The following is a 9643-nucleotide window of genomic DNA, read 5'->3' as shown; positions in this document are numbered from 1 at the left end:
CCCAGATAGACCATCTGGTTGATAGGCCTAGGGTGTAAGGGCAGCAATGTCTTTAGCTGATAGGTACTAATCGGTCGAGGACTTGACCAGATTTTGCATTGTTTAATTTTGAAGGTACATTTATGTATCACATCTAGTGACAATAGCGAGGAGGCTACACCTGTTCCCATATCGAACACAGAAGTTAAGCTCTTCAGCGCTGATGGTACTTGGGCGGTAGTGCCCTGGGAGAGTAGGTCGTCGCTAGNGTGGTTCGAATCCACCTTCCTCCACCAATATGCGGAAGTGGCTCAGTGGTAGAGCATCGCCTTGCCAAGGCGAGGGTCGCGAGTTCGAATCTCGTCTTCCGCTCCAAATGCGGATGTAGTTCAATGGTAGAACTCCAGCCTTCCAAGCTGGTAGCGTGGGTTCGATTCCCATCATCCGCTCCAAACATGGTGGGTGTAGTCAAGTGGTTAAGACACAGGATTGTGGCTCCTGCATGCGTGGGTTCGAATCCCATCACCCACCCCAAAATAATGGGGTATAGCCAAGTCGGTAAGGCACCAGACTTTGACTCTGGCATCCGTAGGTTCGAGTCCTGCTACCCCAGCCATATGACCCATTAGCTCAGTAGGTAGAGCACTTGACTTTTAATCAAGGTGTCCCGCGTTCGAGCCGCGGATGGGTCACCAATTCATAGTGGCGGCATAGCCAAGTGGTAAGGCAGAGGTCTGCAAAACCTTTATTCCCCAGTTCAAATCTGGGTGCCGCCTCCATTTTTTTGCGCTCATAGCTCAGCTGGATAGAGTGTCTGACTACGAATCAGAAGGCCGCAGGTTCGAATCCTGCTGGGCGCACCAAATTTGATAAAAGTGTTGACAAAACACAAAGTCAATGATAAAATAACAATTGTTATTAATGTTCCAAGGTAGCTCAATGGTGGAGCAACCGGCTGTTAACCGGTAGGCTGTGGGTTCGAGCCCCACCCTTGGAGCCAAAAATGCCGGGGTGGCGGAACTGGCAGACGCACAGGACTTAAAATCCTGCGGTCCTTACAGATCGTACCGGTTCGATTCCGGTCCCCGGCACCAAATATCGCGGAGTGGAGCAGCTGGCAGCTCGTCGGGCTCATAACCCGAAGGTCGTAGGTTCAAATCCTGCCTCCGCAACCATTTATGGCGGCGTAGCTTAGTTGGCTAGAGCGTCCGGTTCATACCCGGAAGGTCGGTGGTTCAAGTCCACTCGCCGCTACCATTATTAAGGCCCATTGGTCAAGCGGTCAAGACACCGCCCTTTCACGGCGGTAACCCGAGTTCGATTCTCGGATGGGTCACCATTTTAGGGCGCATAGCTCAGCTGGGAGAGCACCTGCCTTACAAGCAGGGGGTCATAGGTTCGAGCCCTATTGCGCCCACCATTTATTTTGGCCCGGTAGTTCAGTTGGTTAGAATGCCAGCCTGTCACGCTGGAGGTCGAGGGTTCGAGCCCCTTCCGGGTCGCCAATTTTATATTAGCTGGTGTGGCTCAACGGTAGAGCAGCTGACTTGTAATCAGCAGGTTGGGGGTTCGATTCCCTTCGCCAGCTCCAAAATGGAGGAATTCCCGAGTGGCCAAAGGGGGCGGACTGTAAATCCGTTAGCTGAGCTTTCGGTGGTTCGAATCCACCTTCCTCCACCAATATGCGGAAGTGGCTCAGTGGTAGAGCATCGCCTTGCCAAGGCGAGGGTCGCGAGTTCGAATCTCGTCTTCCGCTCCAAATGCGGATGTAGTTCAATGGTAGAACTCCAGCCTTCCAAGCTGGTAGCGTGGGTTCGATTCCCATCATCCGCTCCAAACATGGTGGGTGTAGTCAAGTGGTTAAGACACAGGATTGTGGCTCCTGCATGCGTGGGTTCGAATCCCATCACCCACCCCAAAATAATGGGGTATAGCCAAGTCGGTAAGGCACCAGACTTTGACTCTGGCATCCGTAGGTTCGAGTCCTGCTACCCCAGCCATATATATCTAATTCATAATGGCGGCATAGCCAAGTGGTAAGGCAGAGGTCTGCAAAACCTTTATTCCCCAGTTCAAATCTGGGTGCCGCCTCCATTTTTTTGCGCTCATAGCTCAGCTGGATAGAGTGTCTGACTACGAATCAGAAGGCCGCAGGTTCGAATCCTGCTGGGCGCACCAATAAAATAGAAGAGGGTACGAATTTCGTACCCTCTATTTTATTGTATTTTATCATATATAATGAATAAAATTGTGGATCATGTGAGAGTTACATAAAAGGTTTATAACTTTCTAAAAAAGATATGCATATTCCTATTGGCAGTTTCATGAAATATGATAAAATATATTAGGCAATATGACTTAGGGCCTAAAGTCTTAACATATGGGTTGAGACTTTTTTTATCTACCAAGGGATTGCAAAGTTTTATAGTATACAACTGCTTGCTAAAAGTCAATGTTCTTTAAAAAAGCAAGTTATAGAGTTGTAAGGGGGAATTTTCATGAGAAAAATCCTTATTTTTACTGCTTCTACAGGAGAAGGACATAATCAAGTTGCAAGAGCTTTGAAAAATGAGTTTGAGGCATTTGGATATGAAGTAGTAATGATGGATATTTTAAAAGAAACAAGCCAAGTTTTAAATTTATGTATAGCAGATGGATACAATATTTTAGCTACTCATTTGCCTAAAATATATGGAATGTTATATAAGTGGAGTGATAGGAAAATTATTAATATAGAATTTAATAAAATATTTAATAGATTAGAATATCATAAAGTTTATAATTTAATTACCTATCATCAACCAGATTTAATTATTACTACTCATCCTTTTATCATTGGAGTCATAGGAGATTTAAAGAAAAAAGGGATGCTACATATTCCATTTATTTCAGTTGTTACAGATTATAAAGCACATCAAGTGTATATTCACGATTATGTAGATGCATATATAACAGGAAGCGATTATACAAGTCAGACTTTAGTAGAGAGAGGAATCAACTCAAATAATATATATGCATGTGGTATTCCTATACGTAGACAATTTTTAAAAAGGAGTATAGATTATAAAAAAGATTCTTATTTCACAGTACTTTTGATGGGGGGCAGTATGGGTGTAAAAGGTATGAAAAAAGTGCTTGAAAATCTCATCGGAAATAGGAATTTATTACGTATTATTGTGATTTGTGGAAATAATAAGAGTTTAAAGAAAAAGATAATAAAGCAATATCATCATATAGAAGGTAAAGAAATTAGAGTATATGGTTTTACCAAGGATATTCCACAATTTATGGACAAGGCTCATATTGTGATTACTAAACCAGGAGGAATTACAGTATCAGAATCTATGGCAAAGAATATTCCTATGATCATTCCATATTTTATACCAGGACAAGAAGAAGGAAATGTAGAATTTTTACTAGATTCTGGTGTAGCCATTCAGATCAAGAATATAGATCATATCAATGAAGTGATTGATGAATTGATTCAAAATCCTAAGAAACTGGAGCATATGAAAAAAAGAATGAAGGATTTATGGAATATATACTCTATAGAAAATATAATTGAGTTGTCTAATAAACTTATGTGGAAATATAGTCATGAACGGGGAATGATTTATGGAAAATAAGACAGATATTTTACTGTTGACTGCTACTTTTGGATTGGGACATAAATCGGCTGCACAAGCAATTGTAGAGCATGTGAAAAGGGAAAATGAAGATATAAAGATGGAGATTGTAGATATTTTTCAAATTATCAATCCAAAGCTATATAAAAGTTTATATAAAGGATATGAATTTTTAATTACTAAAAATAGTAAATTATATAATTATTTTTATTATAAAAAGTATTTTAATGAACATTCTCAGTTGGATGATTGGTTTTATAAAATATGTCTTCCCAAACTGACAAGTTATATTTCATCTATTCATCCTAAGATGATTATAGCTACATTTCCAGTTGGGTCAGGTTTAGCATCAAAATATAAGGAAGAGTATCAAAGCGACCTTCCGATTATTAGTTGTATTACAGATGTAGTAGATAGTTGGGAGTGGATTTATCATAATATAGATCAGTATTTTGTTGCTACAGAAGAAATTAAAAATAAATTAATACAAAAAGGGGTTTCAGAAAAAAAGATAGCAGCTACAGGAATTCCTATTAGAGTACAATTTGAAGGACATAGGAATGAATTAGAAAAACTAAAAAAAATAAAAAAATCAGATGGATTTACTATCTTAATTATGGGTGGAGGCATGGGGCTTTTGCCTAAAGAAAGAGAATTTTATATATGGCTAGATGAATTAAGGGCAGTGAAAACTACTATTTTGACAGGAAATAATAAAGAAATTTATAATAGATTAAAACAGAATGAAAATCTGAAAAATCTAGCTATATTGGAATATACAGAAAATGTATCCGCGTTGATGAATGATTCAGATTTATTGGTCACAAAAGCAGGCGGAGTTACTTTATTTGAAGGAATTAAATCTCACTTGCCTATAATTGCATTTAAACCTTCTTTAGGACAAGAAATTGAAAATTCTAAATTTATTACTCAAAAGAATATTGGTATGGTAGCTAATAATTTTGAAGAACTTAAAATAGGAATACGAAAGATTTTAAATGATACAAGATATCGAAAAGAATTGTATAAAAATATAGTAAGAGTGAGTGACAAAATTAATATGGATATATTAGTTCAGTCTATATTGGGTTTATATAATCAGAAAGAGAAAATGAAAAAAGTAAATATATGAAAAATGATTAAAGGGATGATGAAATTGAAGGGTTTTGTATTAATTGTAATATGTTTTGTATTGTATAATATAATTCCTAATTACTATTATAGAAACAAAGATAAAAAAACCATAAAAGTTCTGAATACTTCTTTGAAAAAAATTGCATTAACATTTGATGATGGGCCAGATCCTATCTATACAGAAATGATTTTAGATATACTTAAAAAAAACAATGTAAAAGCCACTTTTTTCTTAGTGGCAGATAAAGCGTTAAAGAATAAAGAGATTGTAGAAAGAATGATACAAGAAGGTCATGGGATAGGGCTTCATTCCTTATGTCATAAAAGTGCTTGGTTAAGTTTTCCTTGGCAAACAGCCAAAGATTTTGAAAAGTCTATAAAGATTTTTAATGAATTAAGATATAATATTAGGCTTTTCCGTCCTCCTTGGGGAACATTTAATTTAGTAGTACCTTATTATGCAAAAAAGTATGATCTTAAAGTTGTATTATGGTCTATAGAAGCAAAGGACTGGAGCAAAAATACTACTGTTGATCAGATTAAAGAAAGAATATATAAAAAAGTAAAGAGTGGGGATATTATTGTACTTCATGATAGTAATGGTGCTAAAGGAGCACCCAAAAGAACCATTGATGCATTAGAGGAATTAATTCCTAACCTTATAGAAGAAGGATATGAATTTGTTTTAGTAGATCAACAGGCAGGTGTCATAAATGAATAAAATGATTGCATATCTATTTAGGAGTATAGATGATACTATTGTAAAATTGAGCAATTGGGAGTATATACCTTTTTCAAGTCAAAAACTTTTTTATGTGAGTTTTCATACTTATAAAGGAAATGAAAAACAATTAAGAGATGGAACAATTATTAAAAATGGAGACCAGATAGGAGAATTTCATATAGACAATAAAAAGGTTCGTCATATAAAAAATGATCCTGCTAGTCTTTTTTTTATTGTAGATGAAGAATTAAAATTTTTATCTCAAGCTATTTTAAAAGATGAAAGATTTAAGTTTATTAAGGCATATTATGGGGTGACGATATTACACCCTATAGCTGTTCGAAAGGGATTTAGTATTTTTCCAATAGAGAATAAGATAAAAAGAGAATTTATTAAACAATGGGATGATTGGCTAAAAAAAATATTTCAAAAGAGCAATTATCAAAAAGAAAAAACAAGGAGAGTTCCTAAAGAATGTTGGATTTCTAAAAAAGAAGTGCTAAATAGAAAGGCGGTTTAGATGAAAAAAAGAATTATACAATATGGAATTTTAATTTTTCTTTTACTCATCACTTTATGGATTGTTTTATCTAATGAAAACTTATCAACTTTTCCAAAGCTTCTTTTTCAAACCAATCCATATATTTTAATAATAGGATTTATAGGAATGATAGGTTATTGGGTATTAGATGCTTTAATCATAAAAGAAATATCAAAAATGTTATTTGTGAAAAATAATTTTTTAAAATCTATAAAACTTACTTTTATTGGACAATATTATAGTCTCATTACACCATTTGCTAGTGGAGGGCAACCTGCACAAATTTATTCTATGATTAAAGATTCTGTCCCATTAGGAAAGGCTACATCCATATTGATAGAAAAATTTATTATTTATCAAGTGATTGTAACAATTTATTCTATTTTTATGTTTATCATTAAGCTAGGATTTGTTTATGAACATATTAAGGCGTCTCTAGCGTTTATTTGGATAGGTATTTTCTTAAATTTTATAGGATTATTGATTATTTTTATTTTGTTTTTAAATGGAAATTTTTTAAGAAGAGTAATACAATGGATCATGAAGACTTTTATTCCAAGTAAAATAAAACAATATGAATTTAAAATAGAAAGAACTATAAAGGAATATGAAGAAAGTGTAAGGAAGATTAGAGAAAATAAAAAAACTACTTTCAAGCTTTGTGTCATGACAATCCTTCAACTTACATTTTATTTTAGTATTACTTATTGGATTTATAGAAGTTTAGGATTAAGTAGTATTTCGTGTTTAGATGTCATTGCTATACAATCTCTTCTTTATATGGCTGTATCTTTTATTCCTACGCCAGGAACAGTAGGAAGTTCAGAAGGAGGATTTTATTTACTTTTTCAGATTTTTTTCGGGACACAAAAAGTAACATATGCAATGCTTTTATGGAGAATGATTGTTTATTATTTTAATTTATTGGTCTGTGGAATTGCTACACTTATAGATTATATGATGAACAAAAAAATGAAAGTAAGAGAAGCCAGGAAAGAGACAAATCTTTAACATTTGAATCAATAGGTAGAGAGTTTGGAAATTTTCCCAAGCTTTTTTTATGGATATAAAAAAGGAGGAATGTTTTATGGCCCAGCTTTATTATAGATATAGCACTATGAATGCAGGAAAGTCTATTGAAGTAATCAAGGTTGCATATAATTATGAAGAAAGAGGAAAAAGGGCCTTGGTCCTTACATCTGCATTAGATAATAGATATGGAAAAGGAAAGGTTACATCAAGAATAGGAATAGAAAAAGAGGCTATGGTTATAGAAGAAGATACCAATATATTAACTATATTTTTACAAGAAAATAGTCATAGTAGTATTCATTGTGTTATTATTGATGAATGCCAATTTTTAAAAAAGCATCATGTAGAAGAATTAATTGAGATTGTAGATAGTTGCAATGTGCCTGTTTTATGTTATGGACTTAAGAATGACTTCAAAAACGAGCTGTTTGAAGGTTCATACTGGTTACTGGTTCATGCAGACAAGATAGAAGAGATTAAAACCATTTGTTGGTGTGGAAGAAAAGCTACAACAAATGCAAGAGTGAGAGATGGAAAAATTGTAAAAGATGGAGACCAAATAGAAATTGGAGGAAATGAATTATATGTTTCATTATGTAGAAAACATTATAATGATGGAAGAATAACATCTTAATAATTATTCTTATTTTGAAACAATCATGAAAGGGGTGAGAACATGGAGGAAAAAGAAGAAGTGATCAAAGAAGAAATAGTGAAGCTCGAAGATGTGACTATTTTTTCAAACTATAAAATTTCTGAAGATGGAACAAAAACATTTTCTGCTGAGGACTAAAAGGTATATAGTAAGTACAAATAAAATTAAAAGGTTTCTTTTACTTATATAGGAGTATATGGAATAGAATAATAATATTTTAAAAAAAACACATTAAATGATTGACATCGTATTTAATATATGATAATATACTAATTGTCGTTGCGAAAAGAAAGCTTTAAAAAATACCAAAAAAGTTTTCTTGACAAATACGACAAAAAATGATAAGATAATTAAGTCGTCAAAACAACGGCGACATAAAAAAGATTGACCTTTGAAAACTAAACAGCATAAGAAATGACAAGCAAAAACATGCAAAATGCCAAAATGATATTTTGAGCAAGAAGCACAAACCTCGAAGATTTTAATTGAGAGTTTGATCCTGGCTCAGGATGAACGCTGGCGGCGTGCCTAACACATGCAAGTCGAGCGAACAAATTTTTAGGAAGCCTTCGGGTGGAATAAAAAGGAGTTAGCGGCGGACGGGTGAGTAACGCGTGGGCAACCTGCCCTATACAGAGGGATAGCCTCGGGAAATCGGGATTAATACCTCATAAAACTCTAGTATGGCATCATATAGGAGTCAAAGATTTATCGGTATAGGATGGGCCCGCGTCTGATTAGCTAGTTGGTAAGGTAACGGCTTACCAAGGCAACGATCAGTAGCCGACCTGAGAGGGTGATCGGCCACATTGGAACTGAGACACGGTCCAAACTCCTACGGGAGGCAGCAGTGGGGAATATTGCACAATGNAGCGAACAGGATTAGATACCCTGGTAGTCCACGCCGTAAACGATGAGTGCTAGGTGTCGGGGGTTACCCCCCTCGGTGCCGCAGTTAACGCAATAAGCACTCCGCCTGGGGAGTACGGTCGCAAGACTGAAACTCAAAGGAATTGACGGGGACCCGCACAAGCAGCGGAGCATGTGGTTTAATTCGAAGCAACGCGAAGAACCTTACCAGGACTTGACATCCTCTGCATTACCCTTAATCGGGGAAATCCCTTCGGGGACAGAGAGACAGGTGGTGCATGGTTGTCGTCAGCTCGTGTCGTGAGATGTTGGGTTAAGTCCCGCAACGAGCGCAACCCTTGTCTTTAGTTGCCAGCACTTTGGGTGGGCACTCTAAAGAGACCGCCGAGGATAACTCGGAGGAAGGTGGGGATGACGTCAAATCATCATGCCCCTTATGTTCTGGGCTACACACGTGCTACAATGGCTGGTACAACGGGTAGCGAAAGAGTAATCTGGAGCCAATCTTAAAAGCCAGTCTCAGTTCGGATTGTGGGCTGCAACTCGCCCACATGAAGCTGGAGTTGCTAGTAATCGCGGATCAGAATGTCGCGGTGAATGCGTTCCCGGGTCTTGTACACACCGCCCGTCACACCATGGGAGTTGGGGGCACCCGAAGTCAGCGATCTAACCGCAAGGAAGAAGCTGCCGAAGGTGAAATCAATAACTAGGGTGAAGTCGTAACAAGGTAGCCGTATCGGAAGGTGCGGCTGGATCACCTCCTTTCTAAGGAGCAAGTCTTTCTGTGCTGTCTAGTTTTGAGAGGTTGACTCTCAAATAAATGTATTTGGAATAATGAAAATTTCAAAGGTTTCCTTTGAAATTTTATTGACTCTATACATTAATGTACCTTGAAAATTGAACAATGCAAATGAAATGAAATACAATTTCTGGTCAAGTTATTAAGAGCATAGGGCGAATGCCTTGGCACCAGGAGTCGATGAAGGACGTGGTAAGCTGCGATAAGCCACGGGTAGCCGCAAGCAGGCTTTGATCCGTGGATTTCCGAATGGGGAAACCTACCTAGGGTAATACTTAGGTAC

Annotated in this window: 6 protein-coding genes, 22 tRNA genes and 4 rRNA genes; all 32 read left to right on the top strand. The window is 36.7% G+C overall.

What is annotated here, in order from left to right; all coding sequences use genetic code 11:
* Window positions 1–90: ribosomal RNA gene (locus tag BN2409_RS00395) — 23S ribosomal RNA — on the top strand; the annotation flags it as partial.
* Between the two features lie 42 nt (window positions 91–132).
* Window positions 133–249, top strand: a 5S ribosomal RNA gene (rrf, locus tag BN2409_RS00390).
* Window positions 250–279: 30 nt separating this feature from the next.
* Window positions 280–354 (top strand) — tRNA-Gly (locus tag BN2409_RS00385).
* 3 nt (window positions 355–357) lie between these two features.
* A tRNA-Gly gene (locus BN2409_RS00380) sits at window positions 358–431 on the top strand.
* A gap of 6 nt (window positions 432–437) precedes the next feature.
* Window positions 438–513 (top strand) — tRNA-His (locus BN2409_RS00375).
* 6 nt (window positions 514–519) lie between these two features.
* Window positions 520–595: transfer RNA gene (locus BN2409_RS00370), tRNA-Gln, on the top strand.
* Window positions 596–598: 3 nt separating this feature from the next.
* Window positions 599–674: transfer RNA gene (locus BN2409_RS00365), tRNA-Lys, on the top strand.
* A gap of 9 nt (window positions 675–683) precedes the next feature.
* Window positions 684–758, top strand: a tRNA-Cys gene (locus BN2409_RS00360).
* A gap of 7 nt (window positions 759–765) precedes the next feature.
* Window positions 766–842, top strand: a tRNA-Arg gene (locus BN2409_RS00355).
* A gap of 62 nt (window positions 843–904) precedes the next feature.
* Window positions 905–979, top strand: a tRNA-Asn gene (locus BN2409_RS00350).
* Window positions 980–984: 5 nt separating this feature from the next.
* A tRNA-Leu gene (locus BN2409_RS00345) sits at window positions 985–1073 on the top strand.
* A 5-nt stretch (window positions 1074–1078) separates the two neighbouring features.
* Window positions 1079–1154: transfer RNA gene (locus BN2409_RS00340), tRNA-Met, on the top strand.
* Between the two features lie 5 nt (window positions 1155–1159).
* Window positions 1160–1236: transfer RNA gene (locus BN2409_RS00335), tRNA-Met, on the top strand.
* Between the two features lie 7 nt (window positions 1237–1243).
* A tRNA-Glu gene (locus BN2409_RS00330) sits at window positions 1244–1318 on the top strand.
* A gap of 5 nt (window positions 1319–1323) precedes the next feature.
* Window positions 1324–1399 (top strand) — tRNA-Val (locus BN2409_RS00325).
* A gap of 8 nt (window positions 1400–1407) precedes the next feature.
* A tRNA-Asp gene (locus BN2409_RS00320) sits at window positions 1408–1484 on the top strand.
* A gap of 11 nt (window positions 1485–1495) precedes the next feature.
* Window positions 1496–1570, top strand: a tRNA-Thr gene (locus tag BN2409_RS00315).
* A gap of 4 nt (window positions 1571–1574) precedes the next feature.
* Window positions 1575–1659, top strand: a tRNA-Tyr gene (locus BN2409_RS00310).
* A gap of 4 nt (window positions 1660–1663) precedes the next feature.
* Window positions 1664–1738 (top strand) — tRNA-Gly (locus BN2409_RS00305).
* 3 nt (window positions 1739–1741) lie between these two features.
* A tRNA-Gly gene (locus BN2409_RS00300) sits at window positions 1742–1815 on the top strand.
* A gap of 6 nt (window positions 1816–1821) precedes the next feature.
* Window positions 1822–1897, top strand: a tRNA-His gene (locus tag BN2409_RS00295).
* A gap of 6 nt (window positions 1898–1903) precedes the next feature.
* Window positions 1904–1979 (top strand) — tRNA-Gln (locus BN2409_RS00290).
* Window positions 1980–1998: 19 nt separating this feature from the next.
* Window positions 1999–2073: transfer RNA gene (locus BN2409_RS00285), tRNA-Cys, on the top strand.
* Window positions 2074–2080: 7 nt separating this feature from the next.
* Window positions 2081–2157, top strand: a tRNA-Arg gene (locus BN2409_RS00280).
* Between the two features lie 320 nt (window positions 2158–2477).
* Window positions 2478–3605 carry an MGDG synthase family glycosyltransferase gene (locus BN2409_RS00275; RefSeq protein ID WP_053954689.1) on the top strand — a complete coding sequence of 376 codons (1128 nt, stop codon included), beginning with the start codon at window positions 2478–2480 and terminating at the stop codon, window positions 3603–3605.
* On the top strand, window positions 3595–4737 hold the full coding sequence (locus BN2409_RS00270) for an MGDG synthase family glycosyltransferase (protein WP_053954688.1): 1143 nt from the start codon (window positions 3595–3597) through the stop codon (window positions 4735–4737). The genes BN2409_RS00275 and BN2409_RS00270 overlap by 11 nt, the downstream gene beginning before the upstream one ends.
* 3 nt (window positions 4738–4740) lie before the next feature.
* On the top strand, window positions 4741–5460 hold the full coding sequence (locus tag BN2409_RS00265) for a polysaccharide deacetylase family protein (protein WP_053954687.1): 720 nt from the start codon (window positions 4741–4743) through the stop codon (window positions 5458–5460).
* A complete protein-coding gene (locus tag BN2409_RS00260; RefSeq protein ID WP_053954686.1) occupies window positions 5453–5983 on the top strand; it encodes a YkoP family protein in 531 nt (176 codons plus the stop codon). Before BN2409_RS00265 ends, BN2409_RS00260 begins: the two co-directional genes overlap by 8 nt.
* On the top strand, window positions 5984–7015 hold the full coding sequence (locus BN2409_RS00255; RefSeq protein WP_053954685.1) for a lysylphosphatidylglycerol synthase transmembrane domain-containing protein: 1032 nt from the start codon (window positions 5984–5986) through the stop codon (window positions 7013–7015).
* 76 nt (window positions 7016–7091) lie between these two features.
* A complete protein-coding gene (locus BN2409_RS00250; protein WP_053954684.1) occupies window positions 7092–7670 on the top strand; it encodes a thymidine kinase in 579 nt (192 codons plus the stop codon).
* 502 nt (window positions 7671–8172) lie between these two features.
* Window positions 8173–9326 (top strand): 16S ribosomal RNA (locus tag BN2409_RS00245).
* A gap of 166 nt (window positions 9327–9492) precedes the next feature.
* Window positions 9493–9643, top strand: a 23S ribosomal RNA gene (locus BN2409_RS00240); the annotation flags it as partial.

Source organism: Inediibacterium massiliense, assembly GCF_001282725.1.
Taxonomy (GTDB): domain Bacteria; phylum Bacillota; class Clostridia; order Peptostreptococcales; family Thermotaleaceae; genus Anaerophilus; species Anaerophilus massiliensis.
This window is presented reverse-complemented; position numbering and strand designations above follow the sequence as displayed.

Coding starts and splice junctions, on each gene's coding strand:
- BN2409_RS00275 (WP_053954689.1), top strand. CDS start 2,478: ATGAGAAAAATCCTTATTTTTACTGCTTCTACAGGAGAAGGACATAAT.
- BN2409_RS00255 (WP_053954685.1), top strand. CDS start 5,984: ATGAAAAAAAGAATTATACAATATGGAATTTTAATTTTTCTTTTACTC.
- BN2409_RS00270 (WP_053954688.1), top strand. CDS start 3,595: ATGGAAAATAAGACAGATATTTTACTGTTGACTGCTACTTTTGGATTG.
- BN2409_RS00250 (WP_053954684.1), top strand. CDS start 7,092: ATGGCCCAGCTTTATTATAGATATAGCACTATGAATGCAGGAAAGTCT.
- BN2409_RS00265 (WP_053954687.1), top strand. CDS start 4,741: ATGATTAAAGGGATGATGAAATTGAAGGGTTTTGTATTAATTGTAATA.
- BN2409_RS00260 (WP_053954686.1), top strand. CDS start 5,453: ATGAATAAAATGATTGCATATCTATTTAGGAGTATAGATGATACTATT.